This is a genomic window from Flavobacterium cheongpyeongense (genome assembly GCF_003202435.1).
GTDB classification, from domain to species: domain Bacteria; phylum Bacteroidota; class Bacteroidia; order Flavobacteriales; family Flavobacteriaceae; genus Flavobacterium; species Flavobacterium cheongpyeongense.
In genome coordinates this window covers 278,556-305,554 of record NZ_QJHK01000002.1, presented here as the reverse complement: position 1 = coordinate 305,554, position 26,999 = coordinate 278,556, and the positions used below count along the sequence as shown (strand labels likewise).

19 protein-coding genes are annotated in these 26,999 nt (G+C 34.5%); 9 read left to right on the top strand and 10 right to left on the bottom strand.

The window, feature by feature from the left end; genetic code table 11:
* Window positions 1-79 precede the first annotated feature (79 nt).
* Window positions 80-574 carry a DUF7000 family protein gene (locus DMB65_RS03275; RefSeq protein WP_110305237.1) on the top strand — a complete coding sequence of 165 codons (495 nt, stop codon included), beginning with the start codon at window positions 80-82 and terminating at the stop codon, window positions 572-574.
* A gap of 99 nt (window positions 575-673) precedes the next feature.
* Window positions 674-1,447, top strand: a complete 774-nt coding sequence (locus DMB65_RS03270) for a response regulator transcription factor (RefSeq protein WP_110305236.1) — start codon at window positions 674-676, stop codon at window positions 1,445-1,447.
* A gap of 295 nt (window positions 1,448-1,742) precedes the next feature.
* On the opposite strand, the gene arsB is transcribed toward DMB65_RS03270, so the two are convergent.
* From arsB to DMB65_RS03235, 7 genes are all read right to left on the bottom strand, one after another.
* Window positions 1,743-2,804 (bottom strand): ACR3 family arsenite efflux transporter, encoded by a 1,062-nt coding sequence (gene arsB, locus DMB65_RS03265; RefSeq protein ID WP_110305235.1) that lies wholly within the window; start codon window positions 2,802-2,804, stop codon window positions 1,743-1,745.
* Between the two features lies 1 nt (window position 2,805).
* Complete coding sequence (locus tag DMB65_RS03260; RefSeq protein ID WP_110305234.1) at window positions 2,806-3,435, bottom strand: arsenate-mycothiol transferase ArsC; 630 nt, start codon at window positions 3,433-3,435, stop codon at window positions 2,806-2,808.
* A 19-nt stretch (window positions 3,436-3,454) separates the two neighbouring features.
* Window positions 3,455-3,928, bottom strand: a complete 474-nt coding sequence (locus DMB65_RS03255) for a DUF6428 family protein (protein WP_110305233.1) — start codon at window positions 3,926-3,928, stop codon at window positions 3,455-3,457.
* Window positions 3,929-3,988: 60 nt separating this feature from the next.
* A complete protein-coding gene (locus DMB65_RS03250) occupies window positions 3,989-4,558 on the bottom strand; it encodes a hypothetical protein (protein WP_110305232.1) in 570 nt (189 codons plus the stop codon).
* A 1-nt stretch (window position 4,559) separates the two neighbouring features.
* Window positions 4,560-4,886, bottom strand: coding sequence for an ArsR/SmtB family transcription factor (locus DMB65_RS03245; RefSeq protein WP_110305231.1), 327 nt, complete (start codon window positions 4,884-4,886; stop codon window positions 4,560-4,562).
* 89 nt (window positions 4,887-4,975) lie between these two features.
* Complete coding sequence (locus tag DMB65_RS03240; RefSeq protein ID WP_110305230.1) at window positions 4,976-5,626, bottom strand: endonuclease III domain-containing protein; 651 nt, start codon at window positions 5,624-5,626, stop codon at window positions 4,976-4,978.
* A 2-nt stretch (window positions 5,627-5,628) separates the two neighbouring features.
* Complete coding sequence (locus DMB65_RS03235; protein WP_110305229.1) at window positions 5,629-6,492, bottom strand: alpha/beta fold hydrolase; 864 nt, start codon at window positions 6,490-6,492, stop codon at window positions 5,629-5,631.
* A 131-nt stretch (window positions 6,493-6,623) separates the two neighbouring features.
* On the opposite strand from DMB65_RS03235, the gene DMB65_RS03230 reads away from it, so the two are divergent.
* The 4 genes from DMB65_RS03230 to DMB65_RS03215 all read left to right on the top strand — a co-directional run bounded on the left by DMB65_RS03230 (window position 6,624) and on the right by DMB65_RS03215 (window position 14,067).
* Window positions 6,624-8,033: a glycogen synthase gene (locus tag DMB65_RS03230; RefSeq protein WP_110305228.1), complete on the top strand. Its 1,410-nt coding sequence runs from the start codon at window positions 6,624-6,626 to the stop codon at window positions 8,031-8,033.
* Between the two features lie 9 nt (window positions 8,034-8,042).
* Entirely contained in the window at window positions 8,043-9,323 is a 1,281-nt protein-coding gene (locus DMB65_RS03225) for a glucose-1-phosphate adenylyltransferase (protein ID WP_110305227.1), read from the top strand.
* A 240-nt stretch (window positions 9,324-9,563) separates the two neighbouring features.
* Window positions 9,564-11,468 carry a 1,4-alpha-glucan branching protein GlgB gene (gene glgB / locus DMB65_RS03220; RefSeq protein ID WP_110305226.1) on the top strand — a complete coding sequence of 635 codons (1,905 nt, stop codon included), beginning with the start codon at window positions 9,564-9,566 and terminating at the stop codon, window positions 11,466-11,468.
* 199 nt (window positions 11,469-11,667) lie between these two features.
* Entirely contained in the window at window positions 11,668-14,067 is a 2,400-nt protein-coding gene (locus DMB65_RS03215) for a glycoside hydrolase family 31 protein (RefSeq protein WP_110305225.1), read from the top strand.
* 61 nt (window positions 14,068-14,128) lie between these two features.
* Here the strand turns inward: DMB65_RS03215 and DMB65_RS03210 are convergent, their stop codons facing one another.
* Genes DMB65_RS03210 through DMB65_RS03200 form a run of 3 tightly spaced genes read right to left on the bottom strand, consistent with a single transcriptional unit; the run spans window position 14,129 to window position 19,855 of the window.
* Window positions 14,129-15,910 (bottom strand): prolyl oligopeptidase family serine peptidase, encoded by a 1,782-nt coding sequence (locus DMB65_RS03210; protein ID WP_110305224.1) that lies wholly within the window; start codon window positions 15,908-15,910, stop codon window positions 14,129-14,131.
* Window positions 15,910-17,034, bottom strand: coding sequence for a glycoside hydrolase family 88/105 protein (locus tag DMB65_RS03205; protein ID WP_110305223.1), 1,125 nt, complete (start codon window positions 17,032-17,034; stop codon window positions 15,910-15,912). Before DMB65_RS03205 ends, DMB65_RS03210 begins: the two co-directional genes overlap by 1 nt.
* Window positions 17,035-17,041: 7 nt before the next feature.
* Window positions 17,042-19,855, bottom strand: a complete 2,814-nt coding sequence (locus tag DMB65_RS03200) for a glycosyl hydrolase (protein ID WP_110305222.1) — start codon at window positions 19,853-19,855, stop codon at window positions 17,042-17,044.
* 428 nt (window positions 19,856-20,283) lie between these two features.
* On the opposite strand from DMB65_RS03200, the gene DMB65_RS03195 reads away from it, so the two are divergent.
* The 3 genes from DMB65_RS03195 (at window position 20,284) to DMB65_RS03185 (ending at window position 26,814) form a co-directional block, all read left to right on the top strand.
* Complete coding sequence (locus DMB65_RS03195) at window positions 20,284-23,427, top strand: SusC/RagA family TonB-linked outer membrane protein (protein WP_110305221.1); 3,144 nt, start codon at window positions 20,284-20,286, stop codon at window positions 23,425-23,427.
* 1 nt (window position 23,428) lies between these two features.
* The gene (locus DMB65_RS03190) at window positions 23,429-24,973 is read left to right on the top strand and encodes a RagB/SusD family nutrient uptake outer membrane protein (protein ID WP_110305220.1); all 1,545 of its coding nucleotides are present in this window, start codon (window positions 23,429-23,431) and stop codon (window positions 24,971-24,973) included.
* 329 nt (window positions 24,974-25,302) lie between these two features.
* Window positions 25,303-26,814 carry a sialate O-acetylesterase gene (locus DMB65_RS03185; protein WP_110305219.1) on the top strand — a complete coding sequence of 504 codons (1,512 nt, stop codon included), beginning with the start codon at window positions 25,303-25,305 and terminating at the stop codon, window positions 26,812-26,814.
* Window positions 26,815-26,999: the final 185 nt, after the last annotated feature.

The window sequence follows — 26,999 nt, the reverse complement described above, 5'->3', positions numbered from 1 at the left end:
CAACACATTAAACCTTGTATAATTTGATAAATCAAAATTATTAGAAGGGAATTTTACTAGTAAAACAAAATTATTAAAAGTGAAAGACTTCAATCATTACGTTGACAAATACAAAGAGCAACTCAATAAAGGAGATATTCAAGAAGCCTACGTTGGACTTGTTAAATATGTAACAAGACTTGGGACAACATTATCCAAAAATCTTTCTGAGCAATATTCATTCGGAAGCCTTTTTCAAGGGTATATGGACTATACCTACTTCTATTACACCAACGATTTTTTGAAACAACGCAAGTTAAAAATGGGACTGGTATTAAACCATTCAAAAATGCAGTTCGAAATTTGGCTTTTAGGGCACACCATTCCGCTTCAAGAAAAGTATTGGGAGTATTTTAAATCGACAAAGTGGAATAAACACAGAATGACAAGACCTCAATACGCTATACTTGAAACTACTTTAATTGAAAAACCAGACTTTAACGACTTGGATAAACTAACAAGGCAAATTGAAGAAAAATTAGTGCTTGTGACCAATGAGATTTTACAAGACATAAAGAAAAGTAAACTGAATTAATGAGGACACAAAACAAACCAGCACCTAACAACAGTGCTTGTTGCACAATTAAAAAACCAAAATAGCATGTTATACTAAATTGAAAACCTAAAACGAACAATGACAGACCATCAAGATATTCAACAAATTTATTTTACACTGCTACAGGCTACAACATTTGACGAAAAAAGTTTAGATTATGCTATTGTCGACAAACATATTCATAATGCTATCCTATTATCCAAAATTGGTAATTCCGGTGTGAGTATTTTTGACTTGAACAGAAAAGAACATTTGTTCTATTCTTTAAACTTTGCGGAACTTCTGGGCTACAATTTAGAAACTATAAAGACGCATGGACAGGATTTTCTAGATGATAAAATTCATCCAAATGACAAACTTACACTTTTTAAAAACGGAATTACGGCTCTTAAATTGTTTAATAATTTTTCTACAGATGAGAAAAAAAATTATAAGCTCATCAACGAGTATAGAGTATTAAATATTCAAAATGAATATGTTAGACTAATTGAGCAGCATCAAGCTTTAGAATTAGATCCTTTCGGAAATGTATGGCTATCTATTAGTATAGTAGACTTTTCGCCAAACCAAGAAAACTTTGATGGTGTAAAAAGTCAATTATTGAATTTTAGAACAGCTAAGAGCATTCCGCTAAATGATGCGAATGCTAAACCGCAAATTGAGCTTACCACAAGAGAAAAGGAAATCCTGCAATTAGTAAAACAAGGCTTATTAAGTAAAGAAATCTCTGAAATACTTTCGATAAGCATTCATACTGTAAACACACACAGGCAAAGATTTTTAGCAAAATTAGAGGCAAACAACTCGATGGAAGCTGTGATTTTTGCAACCAAACTTGGCTTATTGGAATAATACTGATAAATCAGTATTGTGCAACGAAACAACAAAATAGAGCTTTACATCGTTAAAAAAACGTTGTAAAGATGTATAAAATACTTGTTTTCTTTTTTTGTTTATGCTGTTGCAGAATAAATAAAGAAGCGGCCTTAATATGTATGGACTTTTTTAAATGATAAGAACAACAACGGATGTTTCCTAATTTGTGTTATATCTTTTTTTGGATAAAGAAACCAGAAAAAAGGATGCCGTTTCACTTAGGATTACGGCATCTGATTTATGAACAGGATTATTGAAAAAGTGTACGTTTTTAAGAAAAATATTTTTTTCTAAACCAAAAAGCCACATTTACCAGTGCAATCAAAGCCGGTACTTCCACCAAAGGACCAATGACACCGGTAAAAGCTTGTCCGCTATTGATTCCGAAAACTCCAATAGCAACCGCAATTGCTAATTCAAAATTGTTTCCTGTGGCGGTAAAAGCAATCGCAGTACTTTTTGAATAATCAGCACCAAAATATTTTCCGATAAAAAAACTGATGACAAACATGACCACAAAGTAAATTATCAAAGGAATTGCAATCCGAACCACATCCATCGGAATTTGAACGATTAATTCACCTTTGAGACTAAACATGATTACGATCGTAAACAGTAAAGCAATTAAGGTAAGCGGGGAGATCATAGCAACATATTTATTCTGAAACCATTCTTCTCCTTTCAGTTTTATCAAACTATAACGGCTTATGATGCCAAGTGCAAACGGAATTCCTAAATAAATTCCAACGCTTTCTGCAATTTGCCCAATGCTTATATGTACCTCAAAACCGTTATAGCCAAAATAGGGTGGCAGGATAGTGATGAAAAGATAAGCATAAACGCTATAAAGTAAAATCTGAAAAATACTATTCAAAGCGATTAATCCTGCCGCATATTCACGGTTTCCGTCTGCAAGGTCATTCCAGACCACCACCATGGCAATACAGCGGGCCAGCCCAATCAGGATCAAACCAATCATATATTCCGGGTAGCCTTTTAAAAATAGAATTGCCAGTACAAACATTAATACTGGACCAACAATCCAATTTAAAAATAAAGAAGCTCCTAAAACTTTTAGGTTTTTAAAAACAGTACCCATCTTTTCGTAACGCACTTTTGCCAAAGGCGGATACATCATTAGGATGAGTCCAATTGCCAGCGGGATATTGGTAGTTCCGTTAGAAAAAGAATTAATAAAACTGCTGCTTGACGGCATAAAATAACCGATAGCAATACCTAAAAGCATGGCAAGAAAAATCCATAAGGTTAGAAACCGGTCCAGAAATCCCAGTTTTTTCCTTTCTGATGCAGGTGAACAATGATTTAAAGCCATATTATTTTTTTATTTGTGAAAAAACATAAAATAGTTCACTAGCAATTTGTAAACTGCGTTCGTGATATTTCTCGGTTTGCTGCGGGGTGTTATCAAAAGCTTTTGGATCGTCAAACATAATCGGAATCCTTTTTTCGGCTCCTGCAATAAACGGACAGCCATTATCAGCCTGTGAACAGGTCATGATTGCAGCAAAATTGCTTTCAGGATTAAAATTGGCATCATATTTTTTAGAAAAACAGATAACAGGAGATTGATTTTTAGCAAATTTTACGGCATAAACCGGATTCGTATCCTCAGAAAGTTTTTGAATCTTAAATCCGCTATTTTGTAAAGTTTCGGCAACTTTCGGAAACATAGCTGTAGCTTCGGTGCCGCCAGAATAGCAGTAAACGTTTTTTATTCCGTAATAATGAGCGGCAGTTTGTGCCCAAATTTGCGACAGATGGCTTCTTCTGGAATTGTGGGTACAAATAAAATTGAGCCGTATTTCTTTCTGACTTTCAACTTTCAACTGAATAAAATTGATAAGCGGTTGTAGAATAGTTTTGCGTCCTGATGGAATTTCTTCATTATGAAATAATTGAACAATCTTTTCAATATCAGTAAATAATGGTTGTTTATTTAACATATCAATTTAAGAGTAAGGTTTAACAGCATTTACCACCTGGAGTGCATGAATTAGCGTTATCAGCAGGTAATTGTGATAATTTTATTTTTGGTTTTTCAGATGGAATTCCGCATTGATCCTGGGCAAGACAGGCCGTTTGTTTGTTTAGCAGTAAAAAGTCTTTTCCGTTGAATCCTAAATCGTATTTTCCAATGGTGCTGTCCTGATATTCGACCTCGATTTCAAAATCTCCAATGCCTAAGACTTTTTCAGAAAGTGCTATAATATGATTGAGTTTGTTTGGTTTTAAGCGATGTTCAAAATCATTAGCATCCCAAAGCTGAAAGTTTACAACTGTTTCTTTGCGTACGGTTCCGCCACAATCGATGAAGTTTTTGGTAATGAAACCCACTTCGGTAACATGAAAATGTTCTGGCACGAAGTTTCCGTTTGGTAACTGAAAATTTACTGTTTCTACAGTTTCTAAAATGGTTTTAATTTCTGAAAGTTTCATAATCTTTTTTATTTAATTGTTTATTGCAATATTGCGATTTTGTTGCAAAAAAAAAGTTTTTTAACAACACTTAAGTTGGATTTTTCTAAAGTAAAAATTGAATCCAGGTATATAAACTAAAACATGTAGTAAGCCTATTAAAATTGAACCAGGTAAGATATTTAGAGCAATTATTTTAAAAAGACTATAACTTTCAAATTCCTGAAAATTATTTTGCAAGCTCATCATGCCTTCTTTTGTAAGATTGATTTTAAGGACTAAAAATACAGCAAGACCGGCAAAATGAAAACCATTTACCAAAAGATGTATAATATACTCCCAGCGAGGTAGACCACCCATAAATTTCCGACTGTCTTTTTCTACATATGCATCGATGGTCATTATAAAAATGTCAAGAAAAATAAATAGCACGCCTATAAAAAATAGTTTGTTATTTTCGATGCTAATGAACAATGTATAAAGAATACCTGAAAATAAAAAGGCTCTTATAGTATGTATGAGATGTTCAAATTTACTCTCTTTATTTTCATGCAAACGATATTTATAAAGATGTAAATACACTCCATCAAACAACGCTAATGCTGAATATAAGAGTAATAATATTGTACAGATAACAAAAGCAGTTTCCATATTAACAGCATTTTTGATTTGTAACAGTCAGGATAATTTTAGAAAAGTATTCCTTTAAGGTATCAAATGTTTTTTCGTCGATACAATAACAAATCGAATTTCCTTCAATGTTTCCTTTGATGAGTCCTGCGTTTTTTAGTTCTTTCAAATGTTGGGAAACAGTGGGTTGAGCCAGAGGCAGTTCGTTTACTATGTCGCCACAGATGCAAGTATTTACTTTTAGCAAATATTCGATTATAGCAATTCGGGCAGGATGTCCCAATGCTTTTGCGATGGTAGCTATTTGGTTTTGCTTATCTGTAAAATGTTCTGTTTTAGTTGCACCCATTTTTTAATCTTTATATTGCAATATTACGATATTAAATTCAAAAAGCAAAATAAAGGAATCATAATTTTTTATGTAAAGATACAGGTTAATCAAATTCCTTTTCTAAGATGTAAATAATAATAACAAATACGATTCAAAGGACATTCTTCGCATTTGGGCTGTGGCCGGCAGATTTCCCTTCCCAGGAAAGAAATTGCCATGCCAGTTTCAGACCAGATTTTTTGGGGTAAAACTTCCATCAATTGTTTTTCGACTTTGTTGCCATCTTTGCTTTCCTTTGCAATTCCGAGTCTGGGAGCGACACGTATTACATGTAAATCGGTAATAATTCCTTCGGCTGGCTGGTGTGCTTCTCTTAAAATAACATTGGCCGATTTTCTTCCCAAACCTTTTAATGCGGTCAGTCCATTCAGGGTTAACGGGATGTTTTGATCATTTTGAATCGTTTTGGCAATTTCTAAAAGCCAGTTTGTTTTCGTTGCATGATTACGAACCTTGCTGACATAAGGCATAAAAGTTTCAGCATCAGCTTTTGATAAACTTTTTAAAGTTGGAAATTTAGTAAAGAGAGCAGGAGCGATTTTGTTGATATTGGCGTCAGAATCCTGAGCCGATAATACAACCATCACCAGTAACTGATATGTATTTTCATAATCAAGAGGATGTTTTTTACCTTTATATTTCTTTAAAATAGGCTTTAAATCATTCGCCCAGTCTTTTGTTTCTTCAAATAAATCCATTTTTAGCTAATTATGAATTCAGTTATTTTTTTGATTACCTCATGATTTCCTAAAATTTTGCGGTGTCCTAAACCTTCAGTTAGGTATAAACTGCCTTTTTGAAGGTTATCATGAATATGAATTCCGGCCTTGACAGGTACTTCAGGATCATTTTTGTCATGAATTACCAAAACAGGAATTTCTACTTCTCTTGCCGCTCTGTATGCCGAAAAATCATCCATTTTTACCTGGTATTTTTTTTCAAAATAATCACGTAAACGAACACTAATTTCAGGTTTTAATCTCAATTTAGAAACAAATTCAGCCAAAATATCCTGTACAATATCGCCGCTCCCAATCACAACTGCTTTTTTAACCCTCAAACCATTTTTAAGTGCATTCAAAACAGACATTCCGCCCAGCGAATGCCCAATAGCAATTTCAAAAGGCCCGTACTGTTTTTCAATTTCTAAAACAGACTCAATAAATTCAGACATAATACTTGATTTTCCTGCTGATTTTCCGTGGGCAGGTGCGTCAAAGCTTACAATTGAATACTGGCTTTCTATAAGTGAATCGGCAATTTTAAATAATTGTGTTCCTCGTCCTGACCAGCCGTGAACCAGTAAGATTTTTTTATTGCTTTTTCCATACTCATAAACCATAATATCCTTATCAATTGCCGGAATACGAATCGTTTTACAGATGCTTTCAGAATCCATTTTTAATTCTCTTTTCGGAATTTTATGTTTTATAGGCGTCGTAAAAAGTTTCGCTGTATATAAAGTAACCAGTTTACGGGAAATAAGTGCACATAATTTAACAGAAAAGATAATAAATAATGGGATTTTTAGGGATTTTGTAGGATTTGGTGTTTTTTTTGGCATAATGATAATTTTTATTCTGAAGTTAAAATTAACATATTTTTTCCTAAATTTAAAAAACATAAAAGTACCAAAAATAATAGAATTTACATACTAATTGGGGTTAGTGCCAACTTAATAAATAATAATCTTAAATGAAAATAGTTCATATTAGTGCAGAATGTTACCCAATGGCAAAAGTAGGCGGTTTGGCCGATGTTGTTGGGGCATTACCAAAATATCAAAAAAATGCAGGTAATGAAGTCAGGGTAGTAGTTCCCTGTTATGATACCAAATTTAAAGCCGAGAATGTCTTTGAAACGGTATATGCCGGCAATGTTGTATTAGGAAATTTTGAGTTTCCATTTAATGTATTAAAAGAAGCTACAGATAAATTAGGATATGAATTATACCTGATTGAAATAAAACAGCTGTTTGACAGGCCAAATGTATACGGTTATGAAGATGATATTGAACGCTTTTTATCTTTTCAAATCGCCACTTTAGACTGGATTTTAGCAGAAAATACAATTCCGGATGTCATCAACTGTCACGACCATCACGCAGGATTAATTCCGTTTATGCTTCAATTCTGTTATAAATATGAAGCTTTAAGTGGTATAAGGACTGTAATTACGATCCATAATGGATTGTATCAGGGATGGTTTAGTCATGATAAAATGCATTATATTCCGGAGTTTGATGTGCGCCATGCCGGATTTCTGGAGTGGGATAACGCTCTGAATTCATTAGCTGTTGGGATAAAATGTGCCGATGCTGTCACCACAGTTTCACCGAGTTATCTGGATGAAATTAATGTTTCGGCAAACGGACTGGAATCATTATTCAATAAAGTCCGAAGTAAATCAAAAGGAATTTTAAACGGAATAGATATCGAACTTTGGAATCCATCAACAGATAAAATGCTGGAAGAACATTATGATATCGATAACTTTGATTTTGGAAAACAAAAAAACAAAGAAAAATTATGTGAGCGATTCGATTTAGATCCAGCAAAACCTTTATTTAGTTTTATCGGAAGATTATTCGATGAAAAAGGAGGCGATCTTTTGCCACAGGCTTCGGTGTTGTCTTTGTCTGAGAATTTCGAAAATATTAATATTCTGATTTTAGGATCAGGAAATCCTGATATTGAAGAACAATTACTACAATTAAGAGACGATTACAAAGGGAATTACAATGTTTTTATTGGTTATAATGAAGAACTGGCGCATTTGATTTATGCCGGATCAGATTTTATTTTAATGCCTTCAAGAGTAGAGCCCTGTGGGTTAAACCAGATGTATGCGCTACGCTATGGAACAGTTCCGATAGTGAGAAGAACAGGAGGTTTGCGTGATACGGTAATTGATTTTGGCGATAACGGAAACGGAATTTGCCACGACCAGTCATCGGTTGGAGATGTTTGTTACTCGATTAACCGTGCGGTAAAATTATATGATGAAAAAGATCATTTTAAAGAAATAATAAAAAGAGGAATGGCTACTGATCATTCCTGGGAAAGTGTTTGTCAAGAATATATCGAAATATATAACCAAAATTAATTAAAAAAAATGAAAGTTAACAAAAAGGGAGTCGTTGCTATTATTTTAGGAGGTGGTCAGGGATCACGTCTATATCCATTAACAGAAACCAGATCGAAACCGGCCGTTCCGATTGGTGGAAAATACAGATTAGTAGATATTCCAATATCCAACTGTATCAATTCGGATATTTTTAAAATATTTGTTTTGACCCAGTTTAACTCGGCTTCATTGAATGCCCATATTAAAAACACTTTTAATTTCAGTATTTTCAGTCAGTCATTTGTAGATATTTTAGCAGCTGAACAAACACCTGACAACCCAACTTGGTTTCAGGGTACAGCAGATGCTGTCCGCCAGTGTATGTCGCATTTCCTAAAACATGATTTTGAATACGCTCTTATTCTTTCAGGTGATCAGTTGTACCAAATGGATTTTAACGAAATGCTGGATGCTCACATTAAGGCAGATGCTGCAATTTCTATCGCTACTTTACCCGTAAATGCTAAAGATGCCCCTGAATTTGGAATCCTGAAAACGAATCATGAAAATTATATCGAAGCTTTTATTGAAAAGCCAAACGCATCACTTTTACCAGAATGGGAATCGGAAGTAAGCGAACAGATGTATGCACAGGGCAAAAAATATCTGGCTTCTATGGGAATTTATATTTTCAACCGTCAATTATTAGAAGATTTGATGGCAAATCCGGATACCAAGGATTTTGGAAAAGAAATTATTCCGCAAGCTGTAGGCAAACATAAAATTTTGAGTTATCAATATGAAGGATATTGGACAGATATTGGAAATATTGAATCCTTTTTTGAAGCAAATATTGGTTTAACAGCTGATATACCTGAATTTAATTTGTTTGATAACGACAACAAAATTTTCACACGTCCAAGGTTATTACCGCCTTCAAAATTCAGAAACTCAAATATCAATCAATCTTTAATTTCAGAGGGCTGTATCATCAATGCGAAGGAAATAAAAAACACAGTTGTAGGCATTCGTTCCAGAATTGGAAACGGCACAGTGATTCAGCATTCATATGTCATGGGTAACGATTTTTATCAGGATATTGATGAGATGAATAGGGATAAGCTGAACAATAAAATCCATATTGGAATAGGAGAGAACTGTTTTATCAAAAATGCTTTAGTAGATAAAAATGTACGCATCGGTAACAACGTCCACATCAACGGAGGCAGTCATCTGGAAAATTTTACAAGCGAATTGTACACCATTAAAGACGGTATTGTTGTTGTCAAAAAAGGTGCGGTGCTGCCAGATAATTTCCGAATTGATTAAAGTTTTAGTCCTTGGTAATTAGTTCTTTCTGATTAAGAATTTGATGGAGGGATTAATAATGTTATTGAAGTCTTTTTTACAAGAAAATGGCATTAACTTAGACTACTTACCACGATTAAAATCTGTTACTAATAACTAATTATTATATATTTAAGATTAAAAACAAATTAATGACTAAATTGCTAAGCACTTACTAAAATTACTAAGCATTAATCACTAGACACAAATCACTAAAAATATATGTCCAACGTTATTACGCATTCTCTTTTTACCGATTTTGATATCGATTTATTCAAGGCAGGAAAACACTTCAAATTATACGAAAAACTAGGGGCACACTTGGTAGAAGTTAATGGCATCAAAGGTGTTTATTTTGCAGTTTGGGCTCCAACTGCACAATCTGTTTCGGTTGTAGGTGATTTTAATTACTGGACTCAGGGTGAACATTTGCTTCAGGTACGTTGGGATTCTTCCGGTATTTGGGAAGGTTTTATTCCAAATTTAGACAAAGGAGCTCTTTATAAGTATAAAATTCAGTCTAATATTGACGGAATCGTAACTGAAAAAGCAGATCCTTTTTCTTTGTACTGCGAAAAACCGCCTCATACAGCTTCAGTAGTCTGGGATCTGGATTATAAATGGAAAGATGATAACTGGATGCAGTCTCGTCAGGAACATAATGCTTTGGATAAACCTTATTCGGTTTACGAAGTACATTTGGGTTCCTGGAAACGGGGAGATCATAACCGGTTTTTAACCTATTTGGAACTCGCAGATGACTTAGTGGCCTATGTCAGGGAAACAGGATTCACACACGTTGAATTTATGCCTGTTATGGAGTATCCTTATGATCCTTCATGGGGTTATCAGTTGGTTGGTTATTTTGCGCCTACTTCCCGTTTTGGCAAACCGCAGGATTTTATGGTTTTGGTAGATAAATTACATCAGGCAGGAATTGGGGTAATTTTAGATTGGGTGCCATCACATTTTCCAGATGATGCACATGGACTTGGTTTTTTTGACGGTTCACATTTATACGAACATCCGGATCGCAGAAAAGGGTATCACCCAGACTGGAAAAGCCTTGTTTTTAATTACGGACGCAATGAAGTACGTGCTTTTTTAATCAGTAACGCTGTTTTTTGGCTCCAGCATTATCATGTTGATGGTTTACGTGTTGATGCCGTAGCTTCGATGTTGTATTTGGATTATTCCAGAAACGATGGTGAGTGGGAACCAAATATATATGGTGGAAGAGAGAATCTGGAGACGATTAGTTTTCTTAAAGAATTTAACGAAGTAATCTATGCTAATTTTCAAGGTGTTCAGACTATTGCAGAGGAAAGTACCTCTTTTCCAATGGTTTCAAGACCAACTTTTACAGGCGGTTTGGGCTTTGGAATGAAATGGATGATGGGATGGATGCACGACACTTTAAAATACTTTCAGAAAGAAACTGTCTACAGAAAATACCATCAGAATGATTTGACTTTTTCGATGACTTATGCTTTTACCGAAAATTTTATGCTGCCTTTTTCTCATGACGAAGTGGTTTACGGAAAACAATCGATTATCTATAAAATGCCGGGTGATGAATGGCAGAAATTTGCCAATTTAAGATTGCTTTACGGTTATATGTTTACCCATCCCGGAACCAAATTATTGTTTATGGGATCTGAATTTGGACAAACAGCCGAATGGAATTTCGAGAACAGCCTCGACTGGCACTTATTGCAATATGATTATCATTCAGGAATAAAAAAGATCATTACCGACTTAAATCATTTATATAAAACACAGCCTGCGTTATACGAAAAACAATTTAGCGGGGAAGGTTTTGAGTGGATCAACTATTCGGATCATCAAAATGCAGTTATATCGTATATCCGAAAAGGAAATAATACTCAGGAAGATTTGATTGTTGTTTGTAATCTTACTCCGGTTGTACGTGAAAAGTATAGAATTGGAATTCCTCAGAAAGGAAAATTAAAAGAAATTTTCAACTCTGATGCAACTCTTTACAGCGGAAGTGGTGTAGGCAATCCTGGAATTTTAAAAATAGAATCTTCACCTTATGATGGACGATATTTTTCTGTCGAATTGACGTTGCCTCCTTTAAGTGTAACGGTTTATTCTTTAGTATAAATGAGTAGTCTTTTTTTGTACTGTGATTTTTATGTTTTTTCAGGTCATAAATTACCGAATTAATTTTTTTTAGACGGGTAAATTATCACTCAGTCATAAAAAACGTTTTCGTTAATAAAGCTTTTATTCATAGAGGATTAATAAGTTTTTTTGTAAGTTTGAAACTAAAGGCAGCATCATTAATTAATTCATTCAGCATATGATTATAAATACCGCATTAGAATACAAAGGCAATTTATTTCCGTCAAAAGTCGTTTCGTATGAGCATGAAGGCGATTCCATTTCTTTTAATACAGACAATAATGTAATTTTAAAAGTTACTGTTCTCAGGGACAGTTTAATTCGGTTTCGTTTTACCACAAAAGGTTATTTTAGCAATGATTTTTCGTATGCAATTGATAAAAGTCAACTGCATGGCTATAATTTTTTGACAGTTACAGAAGAGGAAAATCATTTTGAAATTAGAACCAGCAAAGTAAAATGTAAGATCAAAAAAGAAGATCTTCGTTTATCGATTTACGATTTAAATGATGTTTTGATTCTGGAAGACGAACTTGGTTTTCATTGGGAAGAAAGCTATGAATATGGTGGAAATATTGTAAAAATGAGTAAATCATCCAAAGATGGTGAATGTTTTTATGGTCTTGGTGACAAAGCCACCCAATTGAATCTAAAGGGAAAAAGAGTTGAGAATTTTGCTACCGATCAATACGCCTATCAAAAAGACCAGGAACCTTTATACAAGGTAGTTCCGTTTTATATTGGTCTTCATAACAAACAATCTTACGGTATTTTTTTTGATAATACATTTCGTACTTTTTTTGACTTTTGTCATGAAAGAAGAAACGTTACAAGTTTCTGGAGTGAGGGTGGCGAAATGAATTATTATTTCGTTTACGGCCCTCAAATGCAGGATGTGGTTACAACTTATACCGATTTGACTGGTAAACCTGAATTGCCGCCACTTTGGGTTTTGGGATATCACCAATGCAAATGGAGTTATTATCCGGAGAGCAAGGTAAAAGAGATTACCTCTAAATTCAGGGAACTTAAAATTCCATGTGATGCGATTTATCTGGACATCGATTATATGGAGGGTTTCCGATGTTTTACGTGGAATAAAAATTATTTTCCGGATCCAAAGAAAATGGTTGCCGAATTAGCCGATGATGGATTCAAAACGATTGTAATTATAGATCCCGGGATCAAAATCGACAAGGATTATTGGGTTTATAAAGAAGGATTAGAGAAAGATTATTTCTGTAAAAGAGCCGATGGTCCTTATATGAAAGGTAAAGTCTGGCCGGGAGAATGTAATTTTCCGGATTATACAAATCCTGTGGTCCGCGAATGGTGGGCAGGACTGTTTAAAGAATTAATTTCGGACATTGGTGTAAAAGGTGTTTGGAACGACATGAATGAACCGGCTGTGATGGAAGTACCAAATAAAACTTTCCCAATGGATGTTCGTCATGTTTATGACGGTAACCCTTGTAGTCATAGAAAAGCACATAATATTTACGGAACACAAATGGCAAGGGCGACTTATCATGGCGTAAAACGATTTGCTTATCCAAAGCGTCCCTTTGTCATCACCAGATCAGCTTATTCAGGGGCACAGCGTTATACTTCATCCTGGACAGGTGATAACGTAGCGACCTGGGAGCATTTATGGATTGCGAATATTCAGGTGCAGCGAATGAGTATTTCCGGAATGGGCTTTACAGGCTCTGATATTGGAGGATTTGCCGAACAGCCAACAGGTGAATTATATGCACGTTGGATCCAGCTAGGTGTTTTTCATCCTTTTTGCAGGACGCATTCCTCCGGAGATCATGGAAATCAGGAACCCTGGGCATTTGACGAAGAAGTGGTTAATATTACCCGAAAATTTGTAAATCTTCGTTATCAGTTATTGCCTTATTTATATACGATGTTCTGGCAGTATATTGAAGAAGGAATTCCAATGTTGAAGCCTTTGGTATATTACGATCAGGATGATACACAAACCCATTACCGCAATGACGAATTCATTTTTGGGAATCATATATTGGTTTGTCCAATACTGGAACCAAATGCTGTTGGAAGACGAATGTATATTCCGAGAGGGGAGTGGTACAACTATTGGACGAATGAATTTGCAACAGGAGGGCGAGAAGTATGGGTTGATTCAAAATTTGATGAAATTCCGGTTTTTGTAAAAGCAGGATCTATTATTCCTAAATATCCTGTACAGCAATATGTCGGAGAGTTAGAATTTGATGAATTGATGCTTGATTATTATTTCAAAGCCGGAAAAGAGAAATCAGAAGTCTATGAAGATGCGCAGGATGGTTATGATTACAAAAAAGGCCGTTTCAGCTTTTTATCTTTCCGTACTATCGGAAAAGAAAAAGAAGTAATCATACAATTACACAAAGAAGGAAAGTATGTAACTCCTTATAGTAAATACAAAATTAACTTTATCGGATTGCCTTTTAAAGTAACAGAAATTGAAATTGATAATGAAAAAATTGAATTCAATGCTGCTGATTTTGAAGAAAATCATTTTTTAGTTGTTGAAAAGGAATTTAGTGAACTGCATATTAGCGGTGAGTAAAGTAAATGTATTTGTCATTCAGAAAAACAGCGAAACTATTTTTTTAAATTTCGCTGTTTTTTTATTCTTTCTTTAAAGCCTCAATTTCAGAAGCTGAAACTTTAATCACAGTACCGTGCCTTGTTCCATTAGGAAAACTAACCTGCTCAGAAATGTCTTCCCAGCCTTTAGCAGTTTGTTTCACGGCTCCATATTTTTTCTGGGTATATTTATCAAAATAAACGACCCATTCGTTATTGATTTGAATAGCAGTTGGTCCTTCTGCCCAGTAATTTCCTGTGATAGGTTCACTGGCTTTTGTGTATGGACCTAGTAGTTTTTTGCTGGTGGCAATTTTTAAATTTTTCTGAACCGGTACTTTGGTTTCGTCTTTTAGATACATCGTAAAGCCATCATTGGTCTTTACAATCGAAGCGTCGATGACATTGAAACCCGGTTCGTATAATAATTTAGTTTTGGAGAATTTTTTAAAATCTTTGGTCGTGGTATAATAAATCCTGTGATTATATCCTTTTTCTTCTTCTGATTTGGTTTCTAAAAATTTGCCGTCAATGGTTGAAGCCCAATAGATCATATATGTTTTAGATTTTTCATCATACGTAATTTCCGGAGCCCAGGTATTTCTGGCTTTTTCTTCATGTGCCATCACTGGAATAAATTCCTGCTTTGACCAGTGAATCAAGTCTTTTGAAGAAGCGTAACCAATGCCTTTATCCGTCCAGCTTACTGTCCAAACCATGTGATATAAACCATTGCCACCCTTAATTACGCAGGGATCTCTCATCAATTTGTCTTTTCCAACTTCAGGAGTTAAAAACGATGCATCATTTTTTAAAGTATTCCATTTGTAACCATCTTCGCTGTAAGCCAAATGTAGCCCATCTTCGCCATTACCTTTAAAATAGGTAAATACATAACCGTCAGATTTTAAAGTATAGTCGTTAATAGTAAGCCATTTTTCAAAGGTTTTTGGCCAGGCTGCATTGGTCCCTTTTACGCCAAGACCAAAGCCATGGCCTCCGTCTTCATACAAATGCATTTCTGCAGAAACTTTTTCTTTTTTTAAAGCCAGATAATAATTAATACTATTTTCTACCGGAACCGCTTTGTCATCAGTAGCGTGAACTAAAAATGTTTTTGGTGTTGAAGCTGTTATTTGTTTTTCATTCGAATATTTTTCGACTATTTCAACCGGAGCATTTTTGCCTAATAAATTATCTTTTGAACCCTGATGTGTAACTCCTTCCTGCATGGATATTACAGGATAAATTAAAACTGAAAAGTTTGGTTTTGCACTTATAGTATCAATAGGAGTATATACTTTGTCATTATAGTGTGTTGATAATGTAGCGGCTAAGTGTCCGCCAGCTGAAAATCCCATAATTCCAATTTTATTCGGGTTTAGTTTCCACTTTGCGGCATTTCTTCTGAGCATACGTATGGCTTCCTGTGCATCCTGTAATGGAGCAACAGTTTTATTTTTCATAATCTCATCACTCGGTAATCTGTATTTTAAAACAAAAGCATTTATACCTAAATGATTAAGCCATTCGGCTATTTTATAGCCTTCTTTGTTGATAGCCAGCATTCCATAAGCGCCTCCAGGACAAATGATAACAGCTGTTCCGTTTGATTTTTCTGGTTCTGCAAAATATGGAGTAAGGGTAGGTAGTGTTACTTTTCGTACATCTTCGGCGACACCATTTTTGGTTATTATTTTTTCAGTATATTCTTTAGGTTCAATGGCGTCAGGAACTTTATCCCATAACGGAATTTCCTTTTTTTGGGAAAAAGCAGCAAGGCTTATTCCTATAGAGACAAAAAATAACAGTTTTTTTTTCATTATTTCATTTTATAAATTTCTGAACCGGCTAATAAAAAGCATCCTAATCCGTAATCTTCAAAATCAGGAATTTTGTCATAAGATAATGGCTGACCGTCTTTTGGCTCTTTTCCGGTTGACTGCAAATAGCCCAAAAAGCCATTTTCATGTAAACTTTCTTTTATTATCGCGTTCCATGCCTTTTCAACGACTGGAAGATACGTTTCTTTTTTCAAAATCCCGCTATTGATCCCGTATGCCATTCCGTAAACGAATAAAGCAGTACCCGAAGTTTCTTTTTCACCAAAATTTGTTGAATCGTGTAAACTCACATTCCAGAATCCGTCAGGTCTCTGAATTGGTATTAAAGCAGCAGCCATCGTTTTTAGGTCTTTTACATACTGATCTCTGTGTGGCGCATTTTGAGGGATGATAGTCAGGACTTTTGCCAAAGCACCAATTACCCATCCATTGCCACGGCTCCAGTAGCAATCTTCGCCATTTGGCTCTTTGTAGGGAGGATCAAAATCGGCATCACGCCACCACAAACCATCTTTTGGATTGAAAAGTCCGTTGTCACCCTGTTTGTTTCTCGAATACATATACATTTGGTACATTTTTTCGAAATAACGATTGTCTTTTTCTAAAACACCCATTTTTGCAAAAACCGGCATTCCCATCTGAATAGCATCAATCCATGACCAGTCATCTAATTGAGGGGTATTCAGTAACATATTGATGTTTGCTTTCGTGTTTTTTAATTTTTTAGCATCCGGTTCTAAATTATACAAATCAATATAGGTTTGAGCTGCACAATAATTGTCGGCATTACGGGTAACATTTCCGCCATTAAATCCCCATTTGTGGAATTCTGACCAGTCGTAAGCATAATTGTAATAGACTTCTTTAGGAAAAATTTCATGCAAAGCCATTAATCCTTCATAATAAACCCCACGTGTCCAGATATTGCTTGGACGTTCTTTATTGGTAATAATGGTTTTACCAGTTTCCGGCCATTTTTGCATAAAATAATCATTGGCTAAAATCATTTGTTTTAACACTAGTTTTTTATCAAATGGCTGTTGGGCGTTTATGCTATTTGTAAATAAAGAGCCTATAACACAGATTAAAAGTAGCTTTTTCATTTTAGTATTATTGATCAGTTAATTTTTTTGTTTTTAAAGGTGTTATTGTGATTGGGCCTAATAATCCCGATGGCATTGGAGTCCATTTTGTGGCATCAAATTTTTTATAGTCTTTATCTACCATATTGATTTCGTAGAAAATCTTCCATTCTTCGCCTTTTAATTCTTTAGCCCGAATTCGGTTTGCTGAAAGATTTGTTACCTGAATTTTTAAAATATTTTTTCCTTGTTTTAATTTTCCAATATTCAATTTATACGGAACCGACCAAGCCGTACCAATAAATTCATCGTTAACCCATACTTTTGCACTTTCCCGAACGTCACCCAAATTTAAGCTCCATGATTCTGTTTTAGCATTCGGATTGTCAAATTCAAGCGTGTATGTTGCTGATCCTGAAAAAGCTTCAGCTTCCGGACTAAGCTTTGTCCATGATTCTAAATTTGAAGTTGTTGCAGATGGAGGTAATACTGGTCCGCCTTTGTCAAAATTTATTTTCCAGTTTCCTTTTAATGCGATTGGTTCAGCAGTTGGTTCGAAGTAATTCCATTTTTTTTGAGTTGCTGTGTTTTCAGTTTTTAAGAAAAAAGATTGTCCGGGATCAATTTTTATTTTTACTAAAGTATTTTTGGCCGTTTTTTGAACAATGGCATTTCCGAAGTTTCTATTTAACGGATCAAAAATAACAACTTCTTTATTTCCTATTTCTAACGGAATAAATCCATCAATTGTTTTTGAGGTATGATTCACCAGATAATAGATTTTTTCGCCGTCAATAGTTCTTCGAATGAATTTTAAACCTGTATTTACAAGATTTTCAGGATATATCTGAGCCTTTTCCAACGTTTTAAAGATATTCGGTACAGGTTTTACAGCTTCTTTATTTTCAGTTAAAACAGATTGAAGTTTTGCTTCCTGATTTTTGTAATCATTAAATCCGGGAACAGACTCCGGTAATCCCTGAAAAATAATTTTACCACCGGCTTTTTGCAGTTCAATTAGTTTTTGCAAGGTAGCCAGAGGCATTTTTTTGCAGGACGGAACAATTAATGATTTGAAAGTACCACCCTGAAGACTGATTTCTCCATTTATTATTTTAGCTTCAGCAATAAAATTATCAGAGATAAAATCAACTCCGTAGCCTTTTTTCATTAGCTCTTTTGTAGTATCATAAAATGGAGTTCCATGTAACCATTCAGATAAAGAATGTATTTTGAATTGAAAAAACAAAGTTCCATTATGGTATTTCTCCCATGTATCAAAAATAGGCCAGTATAGTAATATTTCATTGTCTGATTTCCCCTGCTGCAATATGGACTGGCAGTTTGAAATATAAGAGAACAGGGCAGGTGCATCCTCCCAAATACTGTTGGTTGTATTAAAATTTACAGAGGCATAAAATTTCCATCCCGGCCACACTGCCCGTTCGGGTGAATAAGTAGAGCCATGAAGAAAAATATGATTGACGCCATTGAGCATTAAATCTTCTGCTTCGGGCTTGCATTGTGACAAAGCGGTTTTAAAATGCTCTCTCAGCCAGGTAAAGGTTTCTGAGGATACCAGATTTTTTCCAGAAATATGTGCTGCTGATGATGAGAATTTTAACATTACAGGATCTGCATCACCCTCTCGGATATCTTCTTTATCACGTCTAAAGCCCGGAATTTCGAATGGCATTGATCCAAAAGTTTCACATTCCGGAATATCCGCTGATGCGTATAAATCAATTAAATTCCCTGGTGATCCGTGTGCCTGAAGTTTTGTTTTGAAGTTTTTTGAATGCGCCCATTGTGTCCATGGCCTATCAAATTTATTCAATAATAAGTCGGCTATGGTCTGTCTGTAATCACTTTTTATTCGGTTAGCAATTTCATTATCAGTTTCACTTAATAGTAATGGTAATTGTTTTTTAAGGTCATAACCTCTTCGGTTTTGGAATTCTTCGAAGAAATTTGGTGTAAAATCAGTTCCGTAAACTTCATAACTATCATTAAAAATAGCCCTGATTTTTCCTTCTCTTCCTTTAAAAGCATTATTAAACGGAATGACATAAGCATTCAACGCTTCCTCTGAATAATGATCTAATGTATAGCCTTTACCACCTGGTGCAGCTCTTTTTACCTGCTGTCCGGTTTTACCGCTAAAAACAGCATATAGAGTATAATCTGTTTTTTTAGCTTTCCATTTTAATTTGTCAGTTTCTAATGTATTGGGTAATGCTATTTCAGATCCTTCAATTCCTTTATCAATACCCTTTAAACTTCTGTTTTTTAGCTGATCTGTAAGGTTAAGATAGCTTCCGTCGCTTCCATAGGCTACCACATACAAGAGTTCAGCAGGTATTTTTTCCTTAACATCCTGCAGTTTTATAGAACGATCAATTGTTTCGTTCTTTTTGAGCTGATATTTTTCTACAATCAATTTTGTAGCGGCGTGAGGTAATGTAACATGAGAACCACCGTAAGGCCAGCCTGTACCCAAAACCATATCGACCTGCATATCAAGACTATCTGAAACATGAATGGTATAATCCAGCATTTCCATCCATTTTGGCGACAGATAATCTATAAAGTTATTCTCTTCTCCTTTTACACCATATATAGGAGTAATTTCTACACCGCCAATTCCGGCCTTATGAAAATCTATAAGACTCTTTTTTAAGTTTGGTTTATCTACAGCACTGCCCATCCACCACCAACGTGCCCAGGGCTGATTGATATTGCTGGATTTGGGCCATGGTGATACGCCTGACTCCTGAGCAAATGAATTGAAAATAAAGCAAAGAATAAATAAGGAAGAAAAATAGGTTGGGTTAAGTTTCATTATAATAGATGTATTCTATGGTTATTGAAGATTATTTGCCCTAATTGATAAATTATGAGTTTTTATGTTTAGGCTAATCGAGTAAAAATATAAAGTTTTTGTCAAATTGCTATCCTGTTGCATCCTGTAGTTAATTATTAATAATAAATTAGTAAATAGATAATAAGGTGTGTTTTTTTATATTTCACAGTTTTTACTCCAAAAAAGTATGAATGCTTAAAAAATAATTTAGTTAAAGTTTTGAATTTTATATTGTGAAAAATGTGTTGTGTTTGACGTTGCTAATCAATAAGTTGTCTGTTGTTTCGCTAAATAAGAATTAAAAATTATTTATAAGGTATTGAATGTTAACAGGATGCTGCAGGATGCTGCAGGGAAGTCTTATAGATAAATTTGGCAAAACTAATAATAACCAAAATTAATTTTTTATGAAGAACAAATTTAGTTTTCTGTTGATGATAACTCTGTCTGCATTATTGCATGTATCAGGGTATGCGCAGAACAGAGAGATTACGGGTGCAGTTACTGACCCGGCAAAACTCTCTATTCCAGGAGTGAATGTATTGGTAAAGGGAACCAATAGAGGAACCAGTACAGACTTTGATGGAACATATAAAATATCTGTTTCTCCAGGAGAAACTTTAGTTTTTTCTTTCGTTGGGTTTGTTTCGAAAGAATTAAAAGTGGGTGCCTCTAATAATTATAATATTTCTTTAGAAAATGAAAGCTCGAACTTAAATGAAGTTGTAGTTATTGGTTATGGAACTCAAAAGAAAAAATTAACTTCGGGTGCCATGTCTGGTATTAAAACAGAAAATTTTACAGAACGACCTATTTCAAGAGTTGATCAGGGGTTGGTTGGTCAAATTGCAGGTGTTCGTGTAAAACAAACTACTGGTTTGCCTGGGCAGCCATTTAGTATAGAAATTCGTGGAGCAGGTTCTATTACTGCGGGAAACGAACCTTTGTATGTGGTTGATGGTTTTCCTATTTCTACAGAAGGAACAAATGTTAATGGCGGTTTTTCAAGCGGAAGCCCTTTAGACAATATGAATCCAAATGATATCGCTTCTATTGAGGTATTGAAAGATGCGGCTGCAGCTTCTATTTATGGTTCACGAGCAGCAAATGGTGTTGTTTTAATTACAACCAAAAAAGGTACAAAAGGAAAAACGAAATATACTTTTAATACGTATGGAGGTATAAATAAAGAAGCGAACAGAGTGGATATGTTATCTGCTGAGGGTTGGATTAAAAGAGCAAAAACCATGATTGATTCGCAATGGGTAGGTTCGGGTATTGCCGGTGCTTCAGCGAGTCAAACCAATGCTGAGCGTATTGCAGCCTATAATGCAGTAAATCCATCAGCACCGCTTGTTACAACTAATAATAGATATTTTACATATTTATATGATGAAAGATGGGATATGCCAGGACATCCGGGATTGGATTATATTGATTGGCAGGACAAAGTTTTCCGCACAGGAGAGTTCAGTAATTATCAATTATCTGCTTCTGGGGCAACTGATGTAGTTAACTATTATGTTTCTGCTAATTATCAAAAAAACACAGGTTATATTGTTGGTACTGATTATACCTTGTTTTCTGCAAGAGCTAATATTGACTTTAAATTATCAGATAGTTTTAAAATAGGAATTAATTTTTCTCCGTCTTATTCAGAAAGAAATGACCCGGGTGTTGAAGGAAAAGATAATACATTATTCAAAGCATTAGTAGCAACTCCTGTTTTTGAAAGTGCCCCAAATGCAGCAGGTGAAAAATATACAACCCGATATGCGTGGGGAAGCAGTACAACGAATATGCTTAATGCATTGGCCAGAACTGGAAAAAACTCTATGTATAGAAATATTGTTTCTACTTATGCTGATTATAAATTTGCAAAGGCTTTTACATTTAAAAGTACAATTAACTTTGATAATTCAGATAATACATTCGAGAGTTATACACCCAATGATGTTCTGGCTAGTATAAGGGGAGCTTATAATACCTATAGAAGATTAAATTTTGTAAATGAAAATACTTTAACTTATAATAAATCAGTAGGCAACCATAGTTTTAATGTTCTTTTGGGTCAGTCATTTAGTTCTTATAAAATTACGCGATCAAATCTTTCTTCCGGAGGACTTTATAATAGTTCAACGATAGAAACACTTCCAACAGGTTCTTTGGGGTCTACTAATGCAGAAAAAAACACTTTATTATCTTATTTCAGTAGATTTCAATATGATTATAAAGAAAAATATATGCTTTCTGCAAGTGTAAGAAAAGACGGTTCGTCTAAGTTTGGAAGTGAGAAAAGATGGGGGACATTTTATTCTCTATCATTAGGATGGAGAGTTAAGCAGGAATCATTTTTAGAAAATGTTGATTGGTTGAGCGAATTAAAAATAAGAGCAAGCACAGGAACTAATGGTAGTAACAATATAGGTAGTTATTCACCTTTTTCAATATTAGGGTCTTATAATTATTCAATTAATGGTGCTGTAGGAATAGGGCAAGGAGTAAGTTCTATAGGAAATCCATCATTGCATTGGGAGCAATCAAAAAGTATTGATTTAGGATTGGATTTTTCAATCCTAAAAAACAGAATTTCAGCAACATTCGATATGTACAGAAAAAAGAATACAGAATTATTGCTTAGGCTTCCGGTTCCTGCGGCATCAGGTTTTACAAGTTATCTTACCAATGTAGGGGCGGTGCAAAATCAAGGATGGGAATTTGAATTGAATACGGTGAACGTTAAAACTAATAATTTTGAATGGAAAACATCTGCAAATTTAAGTCATAACGAAAATAAGGTATTGGCATTAGGACCGGATCAGACTAAAATTGAAATTAGCAGTGAGTTTGGAGCAGGGGTTCCATTTGTAAAATTAGAAATAGGAAAACCAATGTACACCATTTTTGGTTTGCAGCAAAATGGTGTAGTAACTCAGGCTGATATTGATGGTGGTGGTACTACTATAGGCGGAAACAAATTAGTTTTAGGAGATCCAAGATATATTGATCAGAATGGTGATAAAAAAATTAATACAGAAGATCGCGTTGATTTAGGAAATCCAACTCCAAAATATACCTGGGGTGTAACAAATACTTTTAAATACAAAAAATTAGATTTAAGTGTATTGGTACAAGGTCAAAACGGTGGAACAGTTTACGGGTTAACAGGAAGAGCAATTAATCGTACCGGAATGGGGTCAGTAGAAAATGCATTAAATGTTGATCCGGCTGTAAGAGGTAACTGGAAAACTTCTTTTGGTTTTCAGCCGAATTCTGATTGGATGTATAAGTCAGATTATGTTAGTATAAGAAGTATTTCACTTGGATATAATTTAAAAGATGCTGTTAAAAGCTTAAAAAGAATAGATAATATGAGGCTTTATATAACAGGTGAAAACTGGTTCTATTGGAATAAATACAAGGGAGGCTTTAATCCTGAAGCGGTAAATACCTCTGGAAGTTCAAATAATGATTTTGCAGTTCCTGTAGATTATGGAGGTGCACCTTTGGCAAAATCAATCGTTTTAGGTCTTAACGTTAATTTTAATTAAAATGAAAAAATATATTTATTTATTAGCAGCAAATTTGCTTTTATTGGGAACAGTTTCCTGTACGGATGAACTGACGCAAATTCCTTTATCACAAGGAACTGAGGAGAACTTTTATGCTACACCCGGAGATTTTATTCAGGCAAGAAATGCAGTTTATTCGGTTGCATTTCATGGAACAGGTACTTATGGTTATGCAAATAGAGTATTGAATTTAAGTGAAACCAGATCAGATAATTTGCTGGCATTGACGACGGCTTCGAGAGATTGGGAAGGAATTAATAGTTTTTATACCTCTATTAGTGCTAATACTTATGTAAAAGAAGCTTATGTAAGTAATTTTAATGCCATCTACAAAGCGAATCAGTTGTTAGAAAAAATTGCTGAAAAAGGAGATCAGATTTTTACAAATTCGGCAGATAAAGCAACAATGGTTGCCGAAGCTCGTTTTTTAAGAGCATTTTGTTATTTTGATTTATTAAGATGGTTTGGAAGAGTTCCTCTGATTGAAAAAACAATGACAGCTGAGGAGTCTACAAAAATTGGAAGAAGCCCGGTTGTAGATATTTATAATCTGGTTATTTCAGATTTACAATCAGCAATTGCAGATCTTCCGGCTTCCACTACAGATGCAACTTATGTTGGTCGTGTTACTAAATATGGAGCAAAAGCTTTACTAGGTTTGGTTTACATGACGCGTTCAAGTCCGACTTACGGTATTGATGGTGCTATGCTTGGTCTAAACGAATGGGATAAAGCATATCAACAATTAAACGATGTTAAAACAAGTGGTTTATATACTTTTGGGACTGATTATGCTACCATTTTTAAAGTAGAAGGAATTACTAATAAAGAAAATGTTCTTACGATTCCTTATACACAAAGTTTAACAGGCTCTGTGGGAGGGAATTTCATGGTTGAAGTTGGTTATGAACCTTATTTTGCATCAATAGGTATAAATACACAACAAGGATCTTTAGAGCCAAGACCAATTTCAACAGGATTCTTAAATATGTTTGCAGCTAATGATAATAGAAAAACAATTGGAATTGCAACAAGTTATACAGTGGCATCCGGTACTTACAAAGGAAGTTATACGCTTCCTGTTTTCAAAAAATACATTGATGCAGCCAGATACGGAACTGGTGGACGTGAAGACTGGGGTGTAGACTTTATGGTAATTCGTTACACAGATGTATTGATGTTGATGGCAGAATGTACACTTCATGGAGGTGGTGGTACTCAGGCTGATGTCGATGCAATTGTAAATCAGGTGAGAACAAGAGCAGGTGTGCCAGCAAATGCCTTAAATATCACTTTGGATCAATTATTTGATGAAAGAAGGAAAGAATTCTTTTCTGAGGGTACAAGATGGTTTGATTTAATCAGGTCAGGAAATGCTATAACTATCATGAATGCATGGAAAGCAGCTGAGGACACTGGTAATAAAATTAGAACAATCGATAAAAATTCATTGCTATATCCAATTCCTTTATCTGAAATCTTAGCAGTTCCAGGATTGTATGATCAAAACCCTGGCTACGATTAATATCTCTCGTTTTTATTTTAATACAATTTGACCATTTTTTTCATTTTTTAATAACCGTCTCATTTTTTGGGACGGTTTTTTCATGTTAAGTAGCACGCAACAGGATTGCTGTAACAACTCTAATAAATAAACTTGAACATTAAATTTTTCAAAAAACAGTTTGAGATTTTAATGGTAATGATAAAAAATAAATGGTTTTAATTTTACAGGGCAGTAACATCGTTATTGTCTTTTTTTGTCTGATATATTAACAGAAACAGGGAAGCACAGGATAGAAAAATGATTTTGGTTGCCTACCTTTAAAACTCTAGTTTTAAATTTCAATCCCTATGACTTACATCAAAAATCTGTTTTCATTTTTAATTTTTTTAAGTGTTTCATTTTCCATAAAAGCACAAGTTAAACTACCAGCATTGGTAAGTGATAATATGGTTTTACAGCAAAATACAAAAGTCAATTTATGGGGATGGGCATCTCCAAACGAAAAAATAAACATTCAGTTAGGATGGCAAAACAGTTCAGTAGAAGTTGTTGCAAATGCAGCGGGAGACTGGAAAGTTGCTGTTGATACTCCTCTGGGAAGCGAAAAACCATATTCCATAACGATTAATGCCTCAAACAAAATTGTACTTAATAACATTCTCATTGGCGAGGTTTGGATTTGTTCCGGTCAGTCAAATATGTATTTTCCTGTTGGAAAAGAAGAAGGTACATGGAAAACTGGCGTTAAAAATTATGAAGAGGAAATTGTAAATGCCAACTATCCTAATATCAGATTGTTTACGGTTTTAACGAATGCTTCTCCAAAACAACTTGAAGATGTTACTGGGAAATGGACAACATGTTCGTCTGATTCGATAAAAACGTTTTCCGCCGTAGCCTATTTTTACGGAAGAGAGCTGTATCAGAAATTAAAAATTCCGATTGGTTTAATTTCAACTTCATGGGGCGGAACAAAAGCTGAAGCCTGGACCTCTCAAAATGTACTGGAAGAAAATCCAGATTTTTTAACCATTCTGGAAGAAGATGCTAAAAATGAAAAATTGTATCAGGAAAAGCTTGAGACCTATTATCTCAATTTAAGAAATGAAAAACAGGCTAATAATAATGCTTTAAAAACAGAACTTAAAAAGCCTAAAAAGGAAGCCAATAAGACTTCGTATGTACTTTATAATGCGATGCTGCATCCACTTATAAATTACACCATGAAAGGAGTAATATGGTATCAGGGCGAAAGCAATTCCGGAAAAGCACAATTGTATCAGACTTTATTTCCGGCTATGGTAAAAAACTGGCGTGATGACTGGAAACAAGGTAATTTTCCTTTTTATTATGTTCAGATCGCACCACATAAAGGTCAGACACCAGAAATTAGGGAAGCACAATTATTATCATTAAAAACAATACCAAATAGCGGAATGGCAGTTACAACTGATGTTGGTGATGTAAATAATATTCACCCGATTGACAAACAAACCGTAGGACACAGACTAGCATTAATAGCCTTGGCAAGAACATACAACGAAAATAAATTGGTATATTCAGGACCAATTTATGATCACCTGAAAATCAAAAAAGATAAAATTCAGTTGTTTTTTAATTATGTTGATTCTGGTTTCAAAAAAACAACTGGAGACTTAAAAGAGTTTGAAATTGCCGGGGATGACAAAGTTTATTATCCTGCGGTTGCCAAAATTGATGGAAAAACAATAGTAGTTTTTTCAGAAAAAGTAAAAAATCCTAAATCAGTCCGTTTTGCATGGAAAGCAGTACCGGAACCTAATTTGTTTAATGTTGAAAATTTACCGGCTTCTCCTTTTCGCACAGACCTAACTAACTAAAATTAGAGAGTATATTATATTTAAATCTCTTGTTTCCCGGTTTATTCTCATCTAAGAATAAACCGGGATTTATTTTATAGAAAAAATTACTGTTTATCAATTTGTTAATAATTTATTTTATAATAATAGTAATGGTTGAGATTTATTTAATTGATTATCAGTATCTTGATTTTGATTCGTATTGA